This is a genomic window from Aliikangiella coralliicola (assembly GCF_007004725.1).
Lineage (GTDB): Bacteria > Pseudomonadota > Gammaproteobacteria > Enterobacterales > Kangiellaceae > Aliikangiella > Aliikangiella coralliicola.
Genome location: NZ_ML660163.1, coordinates 277,337 through 299,324, shown reverse-complemented (window position 1 = coordinate 299,324; position 21,988 = coordinate 277,337). Strand labels below are relative to the sequence as shown.

The 21,988-nt window shown below is 42.0% G+C and carries 16 protein-coding genes; 6 read left to right on the top strand and 10 right to left on the bottom strand.

What is annotated here, in order from left to right; genetic code table 11:
- Positions 1–31 precede the first annotated feature (31 nt).
- The gene (locus tag FLL46_RS10095) at positions 32–850 is read left to right on the top strand and encodes an AraC family transcriptional regulator (protein ID WP_142893389.1); all 819 of its coding nucleotides are present in this window, start codon (positions 32–34) and stop codon (positions 848–850) included.
- A 51-nt stretch (positions 851–901) separates the two neighbouring features.
- Here the strand turns inward: FLL46_RS10095 and FLL46_RS10090 are convergent, their stop codons facing one another.
- The 7 genes from FLL46_RS10090 to FLL46_RS10060 all read right to left on the bottom strand — a co-directional run bounded on the left by FLL46_RS10090 (position 902) and on the right by FLL46_RS10060 (position 7,981).
- Entirely contained in the window at positions 902–2,524 is a 1,623-nt protein-coding gene (locus FLL46_RS10090; RefSeq protein WP_142893388.1) for a methyl-accepting chemotaxis protein, read from the bottom strand.
- A 190-nt stretch (positions 2,525–2,714) separates the two neighbouring features.
- Positions 2,715–3,965, bottom strand: coding sequence for an MFS transporter (locus tag FLL46_RS10085; RefSeq protein ID WP_142893387.1), 1,251 nt, complete (start codon positions 3,963–3,965; stop codon positions 2,715–2,717).
- 184 nt (positions 3,966–4,149) lie between these two features.
- Positions 4,150–4,776, bottom strand: a complete 627-nt coding sequence (locus FLL46_RS10080; protein WP_142893386.1) for a dUTP diphosphatase — start codon at positions 4,774–4,776, stop codon at positions 4,150–4,152.
- A 46-nt stretch (positions 4,777–4,822) separates the two neighbouring features.
- A complete protein-coding gene (locus FLL46_RS10075; protein ID WP_142893385.1) occupies positions 4,823–5,434 on the bottom strand; it encodes an acyloxyacyl hydrolase in 612 nt (203 codons plus the stop codon).
- A 2-nt stretch (positions 5,435–5,436) separates the two neighbouring features.
- Complete coding sequence (djlA, locus tag FLL46_RS10070; protein WP_142893384.1) at positions 5,437–6,240, bottom strand: co-chaperone DjlA; 804 nt, start codon at positions 6,238–6,240, stop codon at positions 5,437–5,439.
- Between the two features lie 20 nt (positions 6,241–6,260).
- Positions 6,261–6,986 (bottom strand): N-acetylmuramate alpha-1-phosphate uridylyltransferase MurU, encoded by a 726-nt coding sequence (murU, locus tag FLL46_RS10065; protein WP_142893383.1) that lies wholly within the window; start codon positions 6,984–6,986, stop codon positions 6,261–6,263.
- Positions 6,986–7,981 (bottom strand): aminoglycoside phosphotransferase family protein, encoded by a 996-nt coding sequence (locus FLL46_RS10060; RefSeq protein WP_142893382.1) that lies wholly within the window; start codon positions 7,979–7,981, stop codon positions 6,986–6,988. Before FLL46_RS10060 ends, murU begins: the two co-directional genes overlap by 1 nt.
- A 184-nt stretch (positions 7,982–8,165) precedes the next feature.
- Here FLL46_RS10060 and FLL46_RS10055 point away from each other — a divergent pair, with 184 nt between their 5' ends.
- The 5 genes from FLL46_RS10055 (at position 8,166) to FLL46_RS10035 (ending at position 14,734) form a co-directional block, all read left to right on the top strand.
- A complete protein-coding gene (locus tag FLL46_RS10055; RefSeq protein ID WP_142893381.1) occupies positions 8,166–10,574 on the top strand; it encodes an LPS-assembly protein LptD in 2,409 nt (802 codons plus the stop codon).
- Positions 10,575–10,782: 208 nt separating this feature from the next.
- Entirely contained in the window at positions 10,783–12,075 is a 1,293-nt protein-coding gene (gene surA, locus FLL46_RS10050; RefSeq protein ID WP_168204120.1) for a peptidylprolyl isomerase SurA, read from the top strand.
- A 64-nt stretch (positions 12,076–12,139) separates the two neighbouring features.
- Positions 12,140–13,168, top strand: a complete 1,029-nt coding sequence (gene pdxA / locus FLL46_RS10045; protein WP_142893379.1) for a 4-hydroxythreonine-4-phosphate dehydrogenase PdxA — start codon at positions 12,140–12,142, stop codon at positions 13,166–13,168.
- Positions 13,169–13,179: 11 nt separating this feature from the next.
- Positions 13,180–13,977: a 16S rRNA (adenine(1518)-N(6)/adenine(1519)-N(6))-dimethyltransferase RsmA gene (gene rsmA, locus FLL46_RS10040; protein WP_142893378.1), complete on the top strand. Its 798-nt coding sequence runs from the start codon at positions 13,180–13,182 to the stop codon at positions 13,975–13,977.
- A gap of 310 nt (positions 13,978–14,287) precedes the next feature.
- On the top strand, positions 14,288–14,734 hold the full coding sequence (locus FLL46_RS10035; protein WP_142893377.1) for a hypothetical protein: 447 nt from the start codon (positions 14,288–14,290) through the stop codon (positions 14,732–14,734).
- 117 nt (positions 14,735–14,851) lie between these two features.
- Here the strand turns inward: FLL46_RS10035 and FLL46_RS10030 are convergent, their stop codons facing one another.
- The 3 genes from FLL46_RS10030 to dnaG form a co-directional block, all read right to left on the bottom strand.
- Positions 14,852–17,269, bottom strand: a complete 2,418-nt coding sequence (locus FLL46_RS10030) for a bifunctional diguanylate cyclase/phosphodiesterase (protein ID WP_142893376.1) — start codon at positions 17,267–17,269, stop codon at positions 14,852–14,854.
- Between the two features lie 405 nt (positions 17,270–17,674).
- Positions 17,675–19,531 carry an RNA polymerase sigma factor RpoD gene (gene rpoD, locus FLL46_RS10025; RefSeq protein WP_142893375.1) on the bottom strand — a complete coding sequence of 619 codons (1,857 nt, stop codon included), beginning with the start codon at positions 19,529–19,531 and terminating at the stop codon, positions 17,675–17,677.
- Positions 19,532–19,948: 417 nt separating this feature from the next.
- Positions 19,949–21,760, bottom strand: a complete 1,812-nt coding sequence (gene dnaG, locus FLL46_RS10020; protein ID WP_142893374.1) for a DNA primase — start codon at positions 21,758–21,760, stop codon at positions 19,949–19,951.
- Positions 21,761–21,988 lie beyond the last annotated feature (228 nt).

The following is a 21,988-nucleotide window of genomic DNA, read 5'->3' as shown; positions in this document are numbered from 1 at the left end:
AGCCATTAGTAACCAAGTTGAAGAAATTATCGTGTCGCATACGATTGTCCTTGATGTGGATTATTTTGAGTGTGAAGTGATGGAAAGCCACAGTGAAGCGGTGCACACTGAACACGCAATGTCCTATATTGTGTCCGGTGAACTGGTTATGGAGCACGGCGATAAAATTATTGCCGGAGCGGGTGATGTAGTGGTGGTTCCTGCCGGTGTTCCCCATCGTTTAGTCGGCGGAGCCGATCTGAAAATATGGTGGTTAGGGTTTTGTGTTTCCTGTTTGGACATCAACGAAGAACAACCTCTGATGATGCCTTTTCAACGAGTGAGACTGGGCGCTCAGCCTGTGATTTCAATTCCTGATAATCGGCGTGAAAGATTGGTCACGTTCATCAATGAGCTTAAAGATGAGTTACAGGCTGAGGGAATCGAATCATTCGAAATAATGAAGAGCATGTTGCTGTTGATACTCAAGGAAATCTATCGAGCATTACCATCTGATAACCAGATATCAGGGACAATTCGAGAAAGCCTGACTTACCAGGCACTTAGTTATATTCAATTACACTGCCTGGAGCCTATTTCTTTGAAAGATGTTGCTTCGGCATTGCATAAAACACCCGCCCATCTAACCGCGACGGTAAAAAAGTCGACTGGGTATTCTGTGGGTCAATGGTTGACTAAGGCACGTTTAAGTGAAGCCTGTAAGAGATTACTTCACTCTCCGTCTTCAGTTGAAGATATTGCGGTAAAAATTGGCTGGAATGATGTGACTTTTTTTATTCGCCAATTTAAAAAGGAGTTTGGGGTGACACCGGCTGCATGGCGAAAGAAAAATGCGAATATTCATCATTAAGATGAAGTTCAACAATTGAAATGAGCCAGAAAAGCTTTTAAGGAAAAACGGTCAGTATCGAAATTGGGAAAACGCCTGTTTTAACTCACTACTTAAATGGCTGACTTCGTTGGCACCACTTAATGCCACGTTTGCTGTGTTACTACTTTTTTCAGACAATGAATAAATTTCATGGACAGTATTATTAATGGAGCGAACGGCACTGGTTTGTTCAGAAAAACTGTCATTAATAGAGTTATTTTGCTTCATGATCGTAGAAAAGGATTCAACTATCAATTGCAAGGTTTCGTCGGTTTTTCTGATTGTCGCTGCACTTTGATTGGCTTCGGTAGCATTGTTGTGCATTTGTACTGCCGCGGTTTCTGTCGCTTCTCTGATACTCGCAATAACTGACTCTATTTCTTGCGTGGACTCTTGCGTGCGTTGTGCCAGTGAACGAACCTCGTCGGCAACCACGGCAAAACCTCTGCCTTGTTCTCCGGCACGAGCGGCCTCAATGGCTGCATTTAATGCGAGCAAATTGGTCTGGTCGGCAACTGATTTTATTACACTCAATATAGAATCAATTTGTTGGCCATGTTCGCGTAGAACATTAACCTGTTCTGCCGATTGATTTATCACCTCCGCCAACGCTTCAATTTTTTGAATGACTAACTGAATGGTGGCGAAATTTGTTGACACATGGTCATCTGCTTTTTGGGTCGCCAAGGCTGTATTTTTAGTGTAGCTCTGGATTGATTCAGCAGATTGGGTTATTTGTTCTACGGCAGTCGCAGCGCTGGATAATTCTTGTTGCGTGCTGGTAGCTTGTGATTTAGCCCCCGTACAGGCGTCCAACATTTTGTCTGCAGCAACATCTAAGGCTTTGCCGGTTTCAGATACTGAACTGACTAGCTCAACAATCTTATCCATCATCGAGTTAAAACTTCTACCGATCTCACGAAATTCATCCTGAGAATTTATTTCAGCTCGTAATCCAAGGTCCGAACTTTTTTCTACTTCAAACATCGTATCTTTTAATATTGATAAAGGCGCGTTAATAGATTGGTAGATCGATATTCCCAAAAAGATAACCAATAATGCGACAATTGCGGTTGCAGCAAGAAATAGTTGATTGGCTCTGGTAGATTCTTGTGAATTAGACAGAATTTCCTGGTTGGCCAATTGTTCTTGTAGATTGGCGAGTTCGTCAAGCTTGGTTAGAAAAGGATCGAGCGTGGTATAAAGCTCCAAATCAACAAAATTCCCCATACTATATGAAGATTCCTGGTCGATGTAGTCAGATAGTTTATTCACTGTTTCGAGAGTCGTTTGATAAAGTAGCGAAGATTCTTTAAGGGTTTTTCGTTCCACTTCTGTCAATTTAGACTGACTAAATAGTTGCCAGTTTTTTTCAATAGCCGCCTGTCCAGCTAACACGTTCTGCTTTGCATCGTTCCAAAGTAACATCCCTGAACGAGCTTTATGGGCAGTATCAATTACCTGGTGGGTGAGAGAACGAACAATAGTATTGAGCTGTTGGGTTTGTTTTAGCCGGGTTTCCATGACTTGCTGCGCGTTTTGGTTTGTCTGATTGGTTAGTATCACACCACCTAAAACAATTGCGCTAAAAATAATAAGCGGCACGAGCGATAAAATTAATAGCTTGCTTCTGACTCCTCGGAAGTATCTCATTTCTCAATTACCTTGCTGCAGGATTGTATACTCCTGAAACTTTTTGCAGCTGCTACCAGTCGATTGTTTATAGCTTGTTACTAGATTAGTTTAATAAAGAGAAAGAAATGTGACGCTTTTATGACAAGTGTTAGAGTTCAGCTCTAATTGGTATGCAAAAGCGAATTCCCAGTTAGCTCCAAGGCCAGCATCACGTGGTTCTCGGGTTTTCAGTTCTGAGTTTGATTTTTCGCAAAACAATTGACTCGACTACGCCCCATGCAGCGAATAAGTAGACTAATAAACACAAGAGTAGTTGCTGATAGGAAAAAATAGAATCAAGCAGCCAGCCGAATAAAACTGGTGATATGGCGGTTGAAACTACCATAATTGAGGTCACCATTGAGCGAATGGCTCCGATGTGCCGGTTGCCGTATATTTCCACCCAAAGTGAACCTACGATTGGACCACTGGCACCGATAGTCAATCCTGTCAAAAACATAAATGCGGCAGCAAATAGCTGGTGGTCAAAGGGCAAAGTCAGCAAGCTAATGCCTGCGAACATAGGGAACAGGTAAAAACGAATTAAGCGTTTACCGCTATATTTGTCGACCAGAGAACCAATAACGAGAGAGGATTTTAAATGAGAAACTGCGTAAACGATAAAGCAAAAAGCGAACCATTCACCACTCCAGCTTTTTGACTGGAGCAAAATATTTTGGTGGATAAATATGCCGGTAACAATAAAAGCTGGTGCCATAATCGCAGGCAGTAACAGCCAGAAACAATTGTCTTTGATTACTTGTTGACGAGACCAACTATTAGCACTTGCACTATCATTTTGTGAGGCTGATTGAGTCAGCTGTTTGAGACGTTCAGCGGATTTGACCAACAAAAAATTCAACATTGGCCAGTAAAAAATGATGAGCACCAATCCTAATACTAGCCAGCTTTGACGCCAGCCGATCAGATTAATCAAAATAACCGCAATAAATGGTAAGACTGCTTCGCCCAGGGGCATACCGAAACCTACGATACCAATCGCCTTACCTCTATTTTTGTTGAAGTAACGTGCCATCGAAGTAAAGGCAATATGGGTCATCAGGCCTTGCCCGCAAAAGCGTAGTAAAAAAATTGCTAAGATCAGATGCCAGATTTCACTGGAAAAGAAGAGTAAAAAGCACGCCGCTATCAAACCTGTGCTGGTAATAAAAGTGAATTTCTTGAGTGGTGTTTTGTCCAGAAGCGCACCGGCGTAGAGAATAATGAAGCCACTTGATAGAGTCGCGATGGAATAAATAAGTCCATACTCGGAGCTACTTAAGTCAAATGCTTTTTGAAATGACTCACCATACCAGGCAATGAAAAATGTCTGGCCATAATTGCCGAAAAAGGCGGTGAGCAAACCAAACATCAAGAAATGCGGATTGTTGCTGGCGAATCGATAATAATCTTTTAGCATCGGTGGTCTTTTATTTCTCAGAGTGGAACTTTACTTTCCAGAATGATTCATTTGAGCGGAAATCACTCCTTCCCAGAGAGCTCTGTGGCTTGAAGGGAAGGGACGTTTATTGTCAGATAGAAAAGTATTCTCCTATCGTATTTCATTAATCAGGATTAACCGAAGTCGAGTTGTACTCCGTTGATTAAGATGGATATCGCTTCGAGAGTTCCTGGTAGACTTTATCGGCGAAATCTTCGGCTTTTGGATCAAGCGTCGCAACAACTTCTACCAGGTGCTCGTTGTCCTCTTTTCCATGCCACACTTTATGATAAGTACCGTCTTTATATCCGTGATCCTGACGGAAAAAGTTAAGTACGTTTTTGCCCACATAGCTAGTAAATAGCTCGTCAAATGACATGTCAATCTGTTGCATACAGCCGGCAAAAATTTGTGCGTTAAATGACTTGGTTTGTAGCGTGTTTAACGCCAGGTCTTCTAACGTAGTTCTAAAATCATCGTTTGTGCGTCGGTCTGAAAACTCATATTCGAGAGTTTCGGCGATTTTATTCAGATCGTCACTGTCGCTGAGTCGACAACTTAGTCCAAAATGAAAAATATCGACTAACTCTAGCTTAACCTGTTCCATATCAGGAGATTGATGTTTCCACCACTTCCAGCCATAGTGGTCAAGCATCTCGCCACATTCGATCCAGATAGCGCGATACCACTCGAAACCCTGATTAAGCCAATCTTCATGCACTTTTTTATTCATTGCATTCTGCAGCTCTAGCATTGTTACCAGTTGTTTTTGTTGAGTTGTGTGAGTCATTGTAAAGTGCCTTAAAATGAGTTAACCGATCGACCTTTTGTGAAAATTAAAAACCAATATGCCAGTCAAGGGTGAAGGTATCCAATCCTTGATTGGGGGTCGACAGGTATCCGTTAGAGTAGTGATTATAGCGCATTGTTAGTCGATGCTTTCTAGCATCGTCTAACACAAAACCCAGACCAAAAATTGTGGCGAACTGGGCATTAGAGGAAAATTCAATTGGGTCTAATCGTTTACTGTCAAAATAACTGAGCCCAATGCCAAATTGCCAATACCATGAGCGTGCTTTACTGCTACTTTCCCAAAAATTGAGAATGGGTCTGACCGCAACCAGGTTCATCGTTTGATCTTTGCTAATTTCTGCGGCATAAGCTTCAAACTCTAGTTCGCTGTAGCCTAAGAGTCCGTGTTGAAATGTAGTGTCGGTATTCCAGAAAACGCCGATAGATTTCTGCTTTGCGCCGGTAATATCTTTATATTGAATTAGCGCGTCGCTCATGCCGACGCCATAGTTAAGCATCATGCCGTCGACTGCGAAAGCGGGGCTTGATATTAATGCGCCGATCAAAAACAGCAGACCCTTTAAGGAAGATTTATGACTGGTTACGCTGGTTTTGATTGAGTATTTTTTAGTTTGTTTTTTTAAAAAGTTCGGCAAAGTTAAAATCCTTTCTGGCTTTTTATCATTTCGTAGGCGGATTGAATTTCTTGAGATTTTTCTGTGGCAACTTTGACCATTTCTTCTGGCATTCCTTTGGCAACCAGTTTGTCGGGATGGTGTTGCGACATTAATTTACGATAAGCCCGTTTAACTTCCTGTTTACCTGAATCTGCTGACACGCCCAACACTTTGTAAGCTTGTTCGATGGAGGGGCCGCTGGTTGATGAGTACTGGCCGGTTCGGCCGTCGCGATGAAATGATTGTTGAGCAATCACCATTTCGACCAGTTGCTCAATTTGACGTTTCGGAATTCGAAATTCTTCACCAATTCGGTACAAAATCAGCATTTCTGGCTGAGAAACTTGTCCATCCGCTGTTGCAGAAACGATCTGAATTTCGATGAACATCTGAATTAAGCTAGGACTTTTTGAACCATGAAGCTTCAGTTGATACAGACAATCGGATAAATCGAAGTTATTTGATTTGCCGCGATTAAATGCATCGATGGCTTGCTGGCGTCTTTCTCCGACCAATCCCAGTTTGTGCATGACTTGCTCGGCTACGTCGATTTCTTTTTTGGTGACAACGCCATCGGCTTTCGCCAAATGTCCCATGACCGCAAAACTGGCTTCGAAGAATACCGCTTGAGTTTGTGATGGATCTTTGCGACTAAAAATATTGTCGAAGTCCTGATCCATTCCTTTGTCAAAAGAATGTCCTAGCCAAATTCCGACAATCAGACCGGGAATGTTGCCAATCAAAAAGCCGAGAACGCCACAAATTATTTTTCCAGCAATTTTCATATTGATGTTCGTAAAATGGGTTATTTATTTCCTGATTGTGTTTTAACCTGGCTACGTAAATTATCTAAACGTTCAGGTGTGCCTATGTCTTGCCAGTCGCCGTCAAAAATTTCAGCGGTTACTTTTTGGTGGTCGGCAGCTTCACGTAAGACAGGCGCCAATGCTAGCACCCGATCCCGTTGATTACTTTCAGATTGTGCGCAAATTTGAGCACGAAAAAGGTCTGGGTGTAAAACCGCGATACCGGAGTAGGTCCACATAGTACTATTTTTATTAACCACCATGGATTCAATTAATCCAAAATCACCTGTTGGATTATGTTGAGGGTTTTTAACCAATAGTAAATGTGCCAGTGTTTGTTTGCGCTTAAGCGAATCAATATGTGGACTATTCACGAATTTATCAATAGATAACGGACACCAAACATCACCGTTGATTAAAATAAAGGGTTGTTCGCCCAGTTTGGGTAGCGCTTTAATAATTCCGCCGGCCGTCTCCAGAGGAGAAGTTTCCCGTGACCACGAAATTTGTGCCCCTAATTTGGCACCATCGCCAAAGTAGTTTTCGATTTGTTGTCCGAGATAACTATGGTTGATAACGATTTGTCTCAACCCGGCATTGACCAGGTTTTCAATATGGTACTCTAGTAGCGGCTTGTCTGAGATTCTAAGTAGAGGTTTCGGCGTTTTGGCGGTTAAGGGCATCATTCTTTCGCCTCGACCTGCTGCCAGTAGCATCGCTTTCATCAGATTTTTGCCATCGCCGGGCTAATGCGCTGTTCGAGAAATTGAGAGAATTCTCTGAATTCATCGTAGCGAGCGGCAGCTTTACGCAAGTAATTAAGGGTAAGCGGAAGATCTTGCAGGTAGCCGGGTTTGTTATCTCGATAATTGAGTCTGGCAAAAATTCCCAGCACTTTAATATGTCGTTGCATGCCCATCCATTCGAAATCTTTATAAAATGCGCTGAATTCCTGGTTTGTGAGACCCGCTGTCTTGGCCTGTTTCAAGTATTCCTCGCACCAGGACTTGACTGCCGCTTCTTCCCACTCGATATAGCAGTCTTTTAAAAGTGATACTAAATCATAGGTTATAGGGCCGATCACTGCATCCTGAAAATCAATAATTCCAGGGGTCTGGCGTTCACAGATCATTAAATTACGAGAATGATAATCCCGGTGGACGAAATATTGGGGTTGAGCCAGAGCATTATCTGCTAGTTTTCTGAACGTATCTGAAATCAGCTTCTTTTCGGTATCAGATAACTGCAATTTTAAATGTTCTTTAATAAACCAGTCTGGAAATAGCGCCATTTCCATATTCAGCTTTTGTTCGTCGTAAGTCGTTAGTTCCGCTAGATTTGTCAGAGGAATTTGCTGCATCTGAATGATGGAATCGATGGCTTTGCTGTAAAGCTGATTGACTGACGATTGGTTGAGCGATGGAAGATAGAGCTTATCGCCGAGATCGGAGAGTAGAATAAAGCCCTCGTCAAAGTCGATGTTGAGAAATTCCGGTACGAGTAGCCCTTGCTTTAACAGGATTTTTGCCACTCGATGGAATGAATGATTATCTTCGTGAGTTGGTGGCGCGTCTACCGCAATGATGGAGCTTTCGCCGTTAGAAAAGCGAAAATATCGACGAAAACTCGCATCCCCGGAAACAGTTTCCAGTTCTGGAGGCTGCTGGTTGAGTTGTTTACCAGCCCAATGGGCTAACTGCTGTTTTCTTTGGTCAATCATCAGGGTCTGTTTATCTTTCGTTTATCGGCATGCATAATGCCTGCAATGAGATATTTCTACAAGATGACAGCACGTTTTTAAACGATATTTTGGCGCTAAATGGGCTCAGACACTTAACTGAGTTTTCTAGGTAGTCATTTTCGCGTATTATGGCGCCTTTCAAATAATAAATGAGCACAGCCTTTTGTCGCAGGTATCAAACAATTTGCTGACCAATCGAAAAACTCGAAAAATAACTCAATTAAAGTCGCCATTGACATCCTTATTGGGGATCCCCTTATTGATGGCTGGCACTGCCGCAGCTGCTGATAATGCCAGCAACACCAGTACTGACGAAACAACCAGCGGAAAATTTGACTGGCGTGTTTTGTCTCAGTGTGAGGTTAGTCGAGAGCAATTGGGTTTAGAGCAATCCACAGCAACCGTCAAAGACGATATGCCTGAGGAAGGCAAAGTCAGAATTTCCTACGATAGTGCACCAGAAATAAGCAATAAACTAACCCATTTAAAGGGCAATGTGACAGTCCAGGATCATCAGTCGACAATTCGCGCGGAAGAGGTCATCGTTGATCATCAAACACAACAATTGTCAGCCACAGGCGAAGTGTCGGTGGAATCGAGTGACGCTATCTTTGGTGGTAAAAACCTTAAACAAGACCGCCAGACTGGCAACATCGAGTTAGAAAAAGCAGAATTTTTTCTATTTGAAAATGGTGGTCGAGGAACCGCTGAAAGTGTAACCGTTAAGCCGGAATCGACCACTGAACTCAATGAACTGACTTTCACTACTTGCCCTAAAGGCGATGAAAGCTGGCAGTTGTCCACTTCAGAAATGAGTTTGGAACAAGCTGACGGGCGCGGTGAGGCCTGGAATACCGTTTTAAAGGTAAATAGCATACCGGTTTTTTACTTTCCTTATTTAAACTTTCCAATTGATGATCGGCGAAAATCAGGATTACTCTCTCCAACGATAAAAAATAATGATAGAAATGGATTGGATATTGCTCAGCCTATTTATTGGAATATTACCCACTGGGCTGACGCGACTTTTACGCCCAGACACATCGAGAAAAGAGGTACTCAGTGGGGCAGTCAGTTTCGCTGGTTAACCGAGAAAACCTATTCTGAGTGGTTTTTCGAGTGGATGGACGAAGACAAGATTGTAGCTTCGTTGCTCCTGGATCCAGCAACCAGTGCTTCAATCGATGCGAATTCTGCGGAGCGGTGGTTAACTGACTTTAAACATGACGCGGTGTTTAATCGAAATTGGCAATTGAAAATTCACTCACAGCGTGTGAGTGATAGCGATTATTTCCGTGATTTTGGCTCTGGCCTGGAATCGTCCAATGCGACGAGTCTGAACAGCCATGCAAACTTAAGTTATACCGATGATATCTGGGATATTCAAATGTTTGCCCGTGCCAGCCAGTCGTTGATTGCCGTCGACTCTTATCGATATTTGCCCAGTATTAATATTAATGCCGATCATTTGGCTGACAGTGGGTTTCGTTGGCAGTTGAGTTCAGAATGGACCCAGTTTGAGCATCCTGATAGTGCTCAACTTGAAGGTACGCGAACGAATCTCACACCGTCGTTAAGCTATCCAATGAACGCTATCTGGGGATTTACGATTCCAAAGCTGAGTTATCAGATGACTCGTTATGAGCAAGAATCGCAGTTGAGCGGCCAAAAGCAGTCGATTACCCGTGACTTACCAATATTTAGTCTCGATAGCGGTCTTTATTTCGATCGCAAGACTCGCATGAACGAGGAAGATTATACGCATAGTTTGATTCCTCGCGTATTTTATAGCTACATCCCTCACCGTGAACAAGATGAAATCAATAACTTTGATACCACTTTGCCTGTTTTTGGTTTTAACCAACTATGGCGGGAAAATCGATTTTCGGGTATTGACCGAGTGGGTGACACTAATCATGTGAGTGTTGCGTTGACCAATACATTGGTAAAAGACGCTTCAGGCGAGCAAGTATTTAAATTCAGTCTTGGGCGACGTTACTATTTTGACGATAGAACTGTCCAGCTAGCGGGGCAGACGATTGAACAAGAAAGCACTTCTCCGTGGTTGGCTGAACTTGAATTTAAGTTGAGTCAATCGACCACATATCGTGGTTTTATTGATTGGGATGAGCGCTCTGAAAATACAAATCAGGCGAGAAGTGTGATTAAATTTGAACCCAAACCCAATCATATTGTCAATTTATCCCACAGGTTTCGAGAAATTGCCGGTGATCTTATCGAGGAAAGTGATTTTTCTTTCGCTTGGCCGATAAATTCCGAGTGGCGATTGCTTGGTCGATGGTATAATGACATGAATCGAGACAAGACGATTGAGGCTTTAGCAGGAATTGAGTATGAATCCTGTTGTTGGGCGGTCCGTTTGGTGGCGCAAAAATATCTAAACACTCAGTTAGATGGAAGTGGCAATCCGATATTAATTAGTGATGACGAATATAGTGATGGTATCCATCTGCAATTTGTATTTAAAGGATTGGGAAGTGCTGGTGAATCTGGGTTAAGCGGATTGTTAGAGTCTAGTATTACGAGTTATCGAGATCCCTTTCTCAACTAATTTCACTCAAATTGACTTTGGTATTGGCTAATTGGATGGAACAGGCGAATTAGCCATCACAATTTGAATGAGGTAGGCGCCGAGTTTGGGTGAGTAAGTGGTAGGTTACTGTAAGACAGGTCGTTGATGTTAATGTTGTCGAACGAATGATATCAGTGAGCAGTATGTTCTCAAAATAGAGAATCAATATAATATGAATGGTCAGGTAATGAAGAAATTATTAAAAATTGCAGTGGTAGCTGCCTTCAGTTTTCAATCAGCGATCGTTTCAGCAAAGCTGGAGATGATTGACCGCGTAGTGGCGTTGGTTGATTCGGATGTGGTTTTAGCAAGTGAGTTGGTCAGACGAACAAATTCTGTTTTGCAACAGATTAAAAGTCGAAACCAAACTGCTCCGCCGTTAGACAAACTACAAGCGCAAATTTTAGACCGCTTAATTCTAGAGTCGCTGCAAATGCAAATGGCAAAGCGGGTTGGAGTAAGAGTTAGCGATACTGAGTTAGACTCAGCTATCACGCGTATTGCAGAGCAAAACAACCTTTCCATTGAACAGTTTCGAAAAAGCATTGAAGAAGAGGGGACTTCCTGGGCGATCTTTAGAGAAGATATTCGCGCTGAAATTATGGTTTCCAGAGCGCGTGGTGGCAGTGTCTCGCGCCGAATTAAGATCAGCGACAAAGAAGTTGATAACCTTTTAGTGCAAATTGATAATGAAGGTTTAAGCCGAGTTCAATATTCTCTGGGCCACATATTACTACCATTGCCTGAAGGGGCTTCGCCTGAAGAAATTACCAAAATTCGCGACAAAGCGGATAAATTGATTCGAGAATTAAGAAATGGAGCCAACTTTCAGGAATATGCAATTACTTATTCTGCCGGTCAAAATGCTTTAAATGGTGGAAACTTAGGGTGGCGCAATGCTTCTCAATTACCAACGTTATTTTCTGGCAGCGTTAAAAACATGAAAGTTGGTGATATTTCTGAGCCATTGAGAAGTGGTAGTGGACTTCACATATTGCACCTGATTGATTCTAAGGGTGGTTTCGAAACTCACAGCGTTATTCAAACCCATGTCCGCCACATTTTAATTTCGCCTAATGCAATTACTGACGAAAAAGCTGCTTTTGACAAACTGAAATTGATTCGACAAAGAATTGTAGATGGCGAAAAGTTTGAAGATCTGGCGATTGAATTTTCGGATGATAAAGGAAGCGGTTCATTAGGCGGAGACTTGAAATGGAGTGATCCTGGAACTTTCGTACCTGAATTCACCAAGGCAATGGAAGCGTTAGCAGTGAATGAAATGAGTGAGCCGGTGAAAACCGAATTTGGCTGGCATTTAATTGAGGTTCTTGGTCGCCGTAATCAAGATCAAACTGAAGAGAAGAAAAGAGAGCGTGCTTATCGAATTTTGCATAACAGAAAATTTGAAGAGGAAGCTCAGATTTGGCTTCAGGAATTAAAAGAGCAAGCTTATATCAAAATAATCGATGAAAATTGATTGCCTCTGGAAATTAAACTTCTAGAATGATAGACCAAAATAGCTTGGTAAGTAATGATAGTCTATGAATGTTAATCGACAGAGCTTGATTCCCCGAGTTGCGCTGACAATGGGGGAATCCGCGGGTATCGGGCCTGAGTTAATTGTTCGGGTCGCTCAACTGAAATTTGACGCTCAGATTGTTGTTATCGCCGATAAAGCGTTGCTTGAGTCCACTGCCCAAGCGTTAAATTTATCACTGAAACTGATCAATATGGATTGGGACTCGCCAGTCCATAAACATCAACCCGGCCATCTTTATATTGAGAATATTCCCTGTGAGCAACCGGTTGTGGCAGGCAAACTCAATGCTGAAAATGCAAAAGCGACGCTAGCTATTCTTGCGCGCGCAAGCGAATTGGCATTAGATAAAACTGTCGATGCTATTGTGACCTCGCCGGTCCATAAGGCTAATTTAAATCAGGTTGATCAGAACTTCCTCGGGCATACAGAATTTTTTGCCAAGGCTGCCAACATCGATAAAGTGGTAATGATGCTCGCTACTGATGAACTCAAGGTGACGTTGGCTACAACCCATTTGCCGTTAGCGAAAGTACCGCAAGCGATTACTCAGGACGAGTTAAAGCAAGTCATCGGTGTTATTTTAAACTCACTGGAAAATATAACCGGTGAAAAAACAAAAGTAGCTGTTTGCGGGCTTAATCCACATGCGGGAGAAGGCGGGCTATTAGGTTATGAAGATGACGAAATCATTCGTCCTGTAATAGAACATTTTTGCAATCAAGGTCAGTTGGTTTTTGGACCTTTTCCTGCAGATACTTTATTTACACCAGAGAAGCGTAAGGCTTATGATGTTTTTTTAGCGATGTATCATGATCAGGGGCTTCCGGTGATTAAGGCGTTTGGCTTTGGACAATGTGTTAACGTCACCTTAGGCCTGCCTTATATCAGAACTTCTGTCGATCATGGTACGGCGTTAGACATAGCAGCGAGCTACACCGCTTCAAGTGATAGTTTAGAATATGCCGTTAACTACGCCCTGCGATTACTCTCTGGTCGAGCTACCGAGCAGCCTTCTACACCTTCTTCATAAGGGCTTGATTAATGAAACCTTTTACCCCCGACCAACATCAAGCGAAAAAAAGATTCGGCCAGAATTTTTTACACGACTATGGCGTTATTGAGCGGATTGTAAAATGTATTCAACCCAAAGAGTCCGATAACATTATCGAGATTGGTCCAGGGCTAGGTGCGTTAACTCGAGAGATATTACCCCATTCTAAAAAAATAGCCGTTATTGAACTCGATCGAGATGTGATCCCAAAGTTAAAGTTTAATTGTGATAGAGCCGGGGAACTAACCATCTATGAGCAGGACGCGTTGAAAACAGATTTTAATCAGTTTTCTCAGGCTGGCATTATGCGAGTGGTCGGTAATCTTCCCTATAATATTTCGACTCCGATCCTTTTTCATTTATTTCAATTTTTACCGACGATCCAGGATATGCATTTCATGCTGCAGAAAGAGGTTGTAGAGCGAATCGTCGCTCAGCCGGGTAGTAAAACTTATGGTCGGTTAAGTGTGATGACTCAATACTATTGTCACGCGCAAATGCTGTTTTTGGTTCCCCCTGAATCTTTTGATCCTCCTCCGAAAGTTGATTCTGCGATTGTTCGTTTAAAACCCAGAGAAGAGAAACTGGCTGTGGCCGATTTTGAATTGTTTTCTGGTTTAGTGAGCGACGCTTTTAATCAACGACGTAAAACCATCCGAAATGTCTGGAAAAAGAGAATATCGGCGCAAGAACTGGTTGATGTCGGTCTTGATGCAGGTGCTCGTCCTGAAAATTTGGCCCTTGAAGACTTCATTAAAGTTGCAAATTACGTGGCTTCAACCAGATAATTCTCATAATTTACTATAAAATTCAATTAGTTATGTTGACCTTTGGGATGTTCAGTTTAGGTTAATCTATGTACTGTTAATCTGTGGACTGTTATTTAAGTGTGATTGTTTACCGATATCTGAGTTCAAAATTCAAAACGTCGCAGACTGAAGTATAGATTTCATAGAGTTGCGAATATTGAACAAAGGGTACTATTTTTAATAGGTACTGGTTTTAATAGGTATAGGTGCATTAATAGGCCATTGGTGTTCCAGGGAAATTCAACTGGAAAAACTTTGTCCGGCACCGGTGTTATGTCAGAGGATTCTAATGAAATTTCCTGTTACTTTGCTGTTAGCGCCCGCGCTGATTTTTATTACTGCATGCTCAACTCACTATTCGGCATCTAGTCACCATGGATATCATCATGGTCATAGGGGCCATGTATCAGTTGGCGTCCACGGACATGGCCATAGTCGAGCTTCAGATGTTGTTGGGGCGTTAGTCGTCGGTGGTATTATTGGGCATTTGCTAACAGAGGCGAGTCATGATGATGAGCCTGTGCAAAGAGTTGTGACCACAACCTCTCACTCAACTTCAGATGAAGAGTTGGTAAACGGCTATTCAGTTGGTGATGAAGATGGCTATCTGCCGGAGGTTAACTCTGAACAAGACAGATACTATCAAGTTGGGCAAGATGGTAATTGCTATTTGATGGAGGACAAGGACGGTAAAGACAAAATCGTTACTATGGTGCCAAAGTTTTCTTGTCGATAATAAGTTATTACTAAATACTCTGAACTTCGGGATAAATCGTTGAGCAAAGCGGCTGTCATAGGTCCACGATAGCGCTTTTTCTTTACGAATACATTAACGAGTAATTTGGGCGCAGTGCTACTCTGACTTTAAACTTCGATTCGTGACCAATTTTTCTGCTTCATGTTCCGACATAGGTTTCGCCAGGTAATATCCCTGGCCATACTGACAATCCATTTGCTGTAAAATTTCTAACTGAAGCTTTGATTCAATTCCCTCCGCCACTAATTCAATATCAAGGGTTTTTGCCAATACCACGATGGTGTTGATAATAGGATGATTTAACTTTCTTTTATTGATGCTAGTGACAAATGAGCGATCAATTTTAATAATATCGAAAGGTAGTTGATTTAGGTAACTTAATGACGAGTAGCCTGTACCAAAGTCATCGAGTGATATTTTCACACCAATTGATCGCAATTGATGAAATAGCAATCGGGCTTTGCCGATATTTTTAATCAGCGCGTGTTCGGTTACTTCGATCAGAAGTGAACCAGGAACTAGCCGATGTTGTTTAAAAACTTGCTCAATTTCGTTGACAAGTTGCGAATCGATAAATCGCTTCGCTGAAATATTAACGCTAATGTACAAGGGAGTGTTGGTTAAGGCTTGCCAATTCGATAGGGTTTTCGCGACGCGCTTTAGTAGTTGGCTATCTATCGCTCTTACCAGATCATTTTGCTCTGCGATTTCGATAAATTCGTCAGGATAAATAAGCCCTCTAGTGGGGTGTTTCCATCTTATTAACGCTTCAAATCCAACAATCTCCCTGGTGTTAAGTGCAACAATCGGTTGAAAATGAAATTCAAGTTGGTCTTCACTTAGCGCGATTTCTAACTCCCTTAACACTTGCCTTGCGTATACAACTGCGTGGTGTAAGGTTGTTTCGTAAACTTGAATATTATTTTTTCCTTTACTCTTGGCGTGGTACATCGCGTGGTCAGCATTTTTCAATAAGTCTTCAGCAAACTGAGTATTTTCATCTTTAAGTGCAATGCCAATACTGATAGTCACGAAGATAGATTGATCACCAACAATTATTGCATCTTGAGTTGCTTTGAGGATTCTCTGAGCGATGGTGATTGCAAAAGAACTACTTTCCAGATCTTCTAATAACACGGCAAATTCGTCTCCACCCAATCTGGCCAAGGTGTCGCATTCCCGTAGTTGATGTTGTATTTTTTCCGCGGTTAAGCGCAATAACGCATCACCTGCCTGATGACCAAAATTATCATTGATCAATTTAAAGTTGTCGAAATCAATAAAAAGCACTGCCAGCTCGGGTGAGTCATGTCTGCGAACCCTGGAGAAAGCGTGGTTAACTCGATCTCGGAAAAGAGAACGGTTAGCGAGCCCGGTTAATGGATCGTGGAGGGCTTGATGAAGTAGCTTTTGATCTTTCAGTGTCCGCTCAATCGCTGTGCTCACATGTTGGCTTAAGAAGCTTAAAAATTCTTTATCTGCAGCGCTGAATATAATAGTGGAGTCATAACTTTGTAGTGCTATTGCGCCATGAAGTGAATCACTTATCTGAAATGGCACGGCTAACCAACTATAGGCGATTTCACCATTTCTGACGAGTTGGCCTTTCAGAGAGCGCTGTTTGAGTTCGCGGTAATCTGCAAGATAAGGTTGCTGGTTTTCAATGACTTCAGCAACCAGCGATTGCTTCATGATCTCGTTTTCTATTTTGATATCAAATCTGCCGCCCTCTTTCTCATCGTGAAAGTAAGGAAACGAATAATTTTCAGTATTTCGATCCAGTAAGACGACAAAAAAGCTCTGGGTTTTTACTTGTTTCGAAACCAGGTGATGCAGGTTTAAATAGAATTCCTCTTCTGATTTTGAGTTGTGGGTTAATTCGGAAATACGGAAATATACATCGGATAATTTTTGCGAATTTCCTAAGGCATCAATGGTTTTTTCCAATGCAATAATAGTCGATTCGAATGTGATTTTAGATGCGATTACCGATGCGAGTATTTCGATATAGTACTGGTGTTCGTAGCTAAAAAAATCTAGTGCGCTATTTTCCGAGTCAATAACCCCCAGTAACTTATCCTGGTGTAGTATCGGTACCGACAGTTCGGAAAGCCTTACCTGGTCGTCAACAATATAGTCTGGCTCCGTCCTCGTATCTGCTACTCGTAGAGTTGTCTTATTAGCTGCAGCGCGGCCGACAATCCCATTTCCCAGCCGAATAGTTATCGGATTGATAATGCTTGTTTGATCTGGATTTTTCGGTCCAAAAGCGGCAATTTGAACGAGAGTCTCTAAATCAGGATCGAGTAAATAAATAACACAATCTTCAAAGCCCAATTCTTCAACAGTATGTTTGGCAGAATATGAGAGGATATCTTCTAGTGACTCCAGGCGATTGATACGCTCAATAAAATTCTGCAGCACTTCTAAAGAAGGCGATTTTTGAAAGATTTTTGGCTGAGCAGTTGAGTTTTTTGAAGCAACCGGGTTGTCGTTTTCTGAGTTATTATTCAAATAATCTTCCTGAAATATTAGGGACTTACCAACTTAACCTGAATGTTGTCTCTTTGATTTTTTTATCCTGAATTCAGGTTACCTATCCTATGTTGGAATTAAGTATAGCTAAAAAATTATGCCACGTTTGTTTTCAGCGTTAAATTTGCGTGATGTTGAATTTTTATTATGGTGATTAGCGGCAAAACATACCTGAGGTTAGGCTAATTTCTTGATGAAACGGGTGACTGAAAAAGTAAGAGATATTGTAAAAGTTTTTAATTTAGCTGAATTATTTACAATTGCGATATGGTTTAACTGGGTGGCAAGGGTTGCTTAAAAAATTGATAATTAAAGTAATGGTGAAACTTAAATTTATGCAAAAAAAAGAGCCTTAAAAAAGGCTCTTTTATCTGAGTAAGCTAATCACTCATCAAGAAAGCTTCGCAGCCTGTCTGAGCGCGTAGGGTGACGAAGTTTTCTAAGCGCCTTGGCTTCAATTTGGCGGATACGCTCACGAGTAACATCAAACTGTTTACCAACTTCTTCTAAAGTATGATCAGTATTCATGTCTATTCCAAAGCGCATTCTCAAAACCTTCGCTTCACGAGCTGTTAAACCAGCTAGAACCGCTTTGGTTGCTTCACGCAAGCTTTCTGAAGTCGCTGAGTCAATCGGAGAGTCCTGATTTCCATCTTCAATGAAATCGCCCAGATGGGAATCTTCATCATCACCGATAGGCGTTTCCATAGAAATTGGTTCTTTCGCAATCTTAAGAACTTTGCGGATTTTATCTTCCGGCATTTCCATTCGTTCAGCTAATTCTTCTGGCTGTGGTTCTCTTCCCATTTCTTGCAGCATTTGTCTCGAAATTCGATTCAACTTGTTAATGGTTTCTATCATGTGAACCGGAATTCGAATGGTTCTTGCCTGATCTGCAATTGAACGCGTAATTGCTTGTCTGATCCACCAAGTTGCATAAGTCGAAAACTTATAACCTCGGCGATATTCAAATTTGTCTACAGCCTTCATCAGGCCGATATTACCTTCTTGAATAAGGTCGAGAAATTGGAGACCGCGGTTGGTGTATTTCTTGGCGATTGAAATAACCAGTCGCAAGTTAGCTTCTACCATTTCTTTCTTGGCGCGACGAGCTTTCGCCTCACCAATAGACATGCGACGATTGGTCTCTTTGACTTCTGCAATGGTTAAGTTGCTATCTTTTTCAACTTTCACCATTTTATTTTGAGCGCGAATAATATCTTCAGCAACTTCTTCAAGTTCGGCGATATATTCAGGATCTTTGGCGATGATTGAATCTATCCACTTGGTATTTGTTTCGCTACCAGGAAAGCTTCGGATAAATTCTTTACGCGGCATTTTGGCGGTTTCAGTCGCCAAGCGCATAATGAGTCTTTCTTGAGTACGTAACAGGGCCATTCGGCTACGCATTTTTTCTGAAAGTCGATCAAACATTTTTGGCAGTAATCTGAACTTCAGGAAGTTCTCTTTCATGCCTTCAATTTCATTGACCGCATTTTTGTGATTTCGACCATACTTGGCAATTGCGCCGATGGTTTTCTCATAGCTTTCTCGGAGTTGATTGAAGAGGCTGGCCGCCAACTCAGGATCGGGTCCCATGTTTGCTTCTTCTTCGTCACTATCATCCGAATCTAAATCAGCGTCTTCATCGTCAAGCTCTTCTTCGGGAACTTCACTACCAACGTGGCTGGCTGCCATTGCTGCTTCTTCTTCGCTGTCGGCAAAACCAGTGATAATATCGGTTAGACGAATTTCCTCTGCGACAAATCTGTCGTATTCATCGAGGAGCATTGAAACCGTTTCGGGGTACTCTGCAATTGAAGCCAGTACCTGACGAATGCCGTCTTCTATACGACGGGCAATCTCAATTTCGCCTTCACGGGTAAGCAGTTCAACCGTTCCCATTTCTCGCATATACATACGGACGGGATCAGTTGTTCGACCGAACTCGCTGTCAACATTTGCCAGTGCTGCCGCCGCTTCCTCTGCTGCATCTTCATCGGGAGCAGAAGCTTCGTTCATTAACAGCGCATCAGCTTCGGGAGCGGCTTCGAAAACCTGAATTCCCATATCGTTGATCATGCTAATGATATCTTCCACTTGATCAGGGTCTACGATATCCGGTGGTAGATGATCGTTTACTTCTGCATAGGTAAGGTAGCCTTGCTCCTTACCTCTAGTGATCAACAATTTCAGCTGTGACTGCTGAGATATTGTCGACGGAGTGGAATTATCTGTCATTCAAATAACCTTAAATCAGACTAAAAAAACTCAATTCGTAACCGAATTTTCCCGGTACGAGTCAACGGACACGAAACCGCCAATTATACACAGTCTAGTCCCAAATCAGCAAGATTACTAACTACTAAGTTACCAAAAATGTTAATAAATCTGGTAAAAGTTTAACATTCAATAAAACTATCGATTGATTAAAAGTGAGAAACAATTATCGATTGATCCAAGCTCATCTAAATGAATGTCCTTCTTTTCAAATTAAAGGGGTTATCACTAGTTAAGTTTGTAAGTGTTCACTTTCTGTCTTTATCTTTAATTTCAATACTTTTCTTAGTTGTTTGAAACCTTTTTTTAGTATTCAGCCTGATTTTCAGACCGAACGAAACTTGGTTAAAGGTGGCTCGAGCGTTATTGGCGAAGACCTTATCTGGGGGCACTGATCGCAATTTGCAACTGTTTTAACTTATCTTTTTCATCAGTGGATAGAGGTTGAAGCCGAGATTTCTCAATGAGTGAGTCCCATTGATCAATCAAATAGCTTTTTTCCAGATGCTTAGTGATTTCACAAAGTTCGGTTTGCGCATTTTCAGCCTGGGTTAACAGGTCCATAGTAGCCAGTTTCGTGAGGTGAGGTTCCTCCTGATGACCTCGCCAATTTTCTATTAACATGGCTGTGGTAACACCTTCTTCTGCTGAAATTAGCTGAATAAGTTTGTTAAGTATTTGAGCGCCAGGTTCCTCGATATCTGCGAGCCAACTCAAATCAGCAGCGGGCAAAGCTTCGGGAAACTGAAGCAACAGTGCAATGGCGCGGCGAAAGGGGATTTTGTTTTTCCCGGAGCTTTTGACTGTCTTTGAGTTTTGAGTCGTTGTCTCACTCGGCGAGGATTGCTCAGGGTTTTCTGTATGAGTAGTGGTTGACGCCTTTTGCGTTTGTGGTTGCTCATGGGGCAAGACTTGTTTTAATTGTTTTTCATTGAGACCGGAAAGCTCACTCAATCGCTGCTGGAATCGTGCGGATAAAATAGGATCTTTAATCAATTGTGAGAAGGGCTTTGCCAAATGAACTAATTTGGCGGGTCCTTCAAAGGTATTCATATCAACTTGATTAGTCAGGTATTCTAATAGATAGTCGAATAGTGTCGTCGCTATTTCAACTTGCTCTTTAAAAGCTTCTGCCCCGATATTTCTAACCATAGTATCAGGATCTTCTCCCTCTGGTAAAAACATCATGCGAACTTCGCGGGCATCTTTCAGTAATGGTAGTGCATGATTGAGTGCTCTTATAGCTGCCGCTCGGCCGGCCTTGTCCCCGTCGAAGCAGAAGACAACTTTTGGGCAAATACGGAACAATGTTAGTAAGTGGTCACTTGTTGTTGCTGTGCCTAGTGTGGCGGTTGCGTTATAAATACCGAATTGCGCTAAAGCAACCACATCCATGTAGCCTTCGACAATGATAATATGATCAACATTACGTAACTGCCGACGCATTTCATAGAGTCCGTAAAGCTCTTTTCCTTTATGAAATAGCGTTGTCTCTGGAGAGTTGAGATATTTGGGCTCACCTTTATCGATCACGCGACCGCCGAAACCTAAGACTTGGCCACGTCGATTGCGAATGGGGAACATTATTCGGTCACGAAAACGATCATAGGCATGACCGTTTTCTTTTTCGATCATCATGCCTGTTTCTACCAGGTTTTTCTGGAGTTTTTTCTTGTCTTTGTCGAGGTGACTCAAGTTTTGCCATTCTTCAGGCGCGTAACCGATGCCATATTGTTTGGCTATTTCTCCGCTAAGTCCTCTATTTTTGAGATAGTTAACGGCTTTTACCGCTGTTGGGTGGCGCTTTAATTGTTGCTGATAGTGCTGAGCGACTTTTTCCATGAGCGGAAATAACGCATTATTTGTTTTTTGAGGTTGATCGCCAAATGCTTCTCTTGGAACTTCTACGCCTAATTGTGAAGCCAGATCTTCTACTGCTGCAACAAATTCCTGACCTTCGTATTCCATTAGAAAACTAATGGCATTGCCACTGACTCCGCAGCCGAAGCAATAATAAAACTGTTTGTCAGGGTTAACTGAAAAAGAGGGCGTTTTTTCGTTGTGAAATGGACAGCAAGCGGTGTAGTTTCGTCCTGCTTTTTTTAAAGGTACACGCCGTTCAATAATTTCTACTAAATCTGCCCGTGCGAGCAGTTCATTGATAAATGATTGTGGTATGCGTCCGGCCATCTACAAATAACGAAAAAATAAAGGAAGTTGTATTTTAGCAACATTGTGCCTAATGCTGCTTTGAAAATGAATTCATTAATTAATGTTTTTGAGCAAAGTCCATTTTCTTAACTGATTTGAGGCTTAAGAAGAATTGACTTTCTAACGGGATAAAACCTTTAATGACCTGGGTAAGCCGTTTAATGATGCTATGACTGAATCCGAGGATTTACAGTCAATAGAGCGGAG

What these genes read in the sequence shown, in the direction of transcription:
- dnaG (WP_142893374.1), bottom strand. Translation starts at nt 21,760, where the DNA reads ATGGCCGGACGCATACCACAATCATTTATCAATGAACTGCTCGCACGG.
- rpoD (WP_142893375.1), bottom strand. Translation starts at nt 19,531, where the DNA reads ATGACAGATAATTCCACTCCGTCGACAATATCTCAGCAGTCACAGCTG.
- FLL46_RS10085 (WP_142893387.1), bottom strand. Translation starts at nt 3,965, where the DNA reads ATGCTAAAAGATTATTATCGATTCGCCAGCAACAATCCGCATTTCTTG.
- FLL46_RS10060 (WP_142893382.1), bottom strand. Translation starts at nt 7,981, where the DNA reads ATGATTGACCAAAGAAAACAGCAGTTAGCCCATTGGGCTGGTAAACAA.
- pdxA (WP_142893379.1), top strand. Translation starts at nt 12,140, where the DNA reads ATGAATGTTAATCGACAGAGCTTGATTCCCCGAGTTGCGCTGACAATG.
- djlA (WP_142893384.1), bottom strand. Translation starts at nt 6,240, where the DNA reads ATGAAAATTGCTGGAAAAATAATTTGTGGCGTTCTCGGCTTTTTGATT.
- surA (WP_168204120.1), top strand. Translation starts at nt 10,783, where the DNA reads ATGAAGAAATTATTAAAAATTGCAGTGGTAGCTGCCTTCAGTTTTCAA.
- FLL46_RS10090 (WP_142893388.1), bottom strand. Translation starts at nt 2,524, where the DNA reads ATGAGATACTTCCGAGGAGTCAGAAGCAAGCTATTAATTTTATCGCTC.
- FLL46_RS10035 (WP_142893377.1), top strand. Translation starts at nt 14,288, where the DNA reads ATGAAATTTCCTGTTACTTTGCTGTTAGCGCCCGCGCTGATTTTTATT.
- rsmA (WP_142893378.1), top strand. Translation starts at nt 13,180, where the DNA reads ATGAAACCTTTTACCCCCGACCAACATCAAGCGAAAAAAAGATTCGGC.
- murU (WP_142893383.1), bottom strand. Translation starts at nt 6,986, where the DNA reads ATGAAAGCGATGCTACTGGCAGCAGGTCGAGGCGAAAGAATGATGCCC.
- FLL46_RS10080 (WP_142893386.1), bottom strand. Translation starts at nt 4,776, where the DNA reads ATGACTCACACAACTCAACAAAAACAACTGGTAACAATGCTAGAGCTG.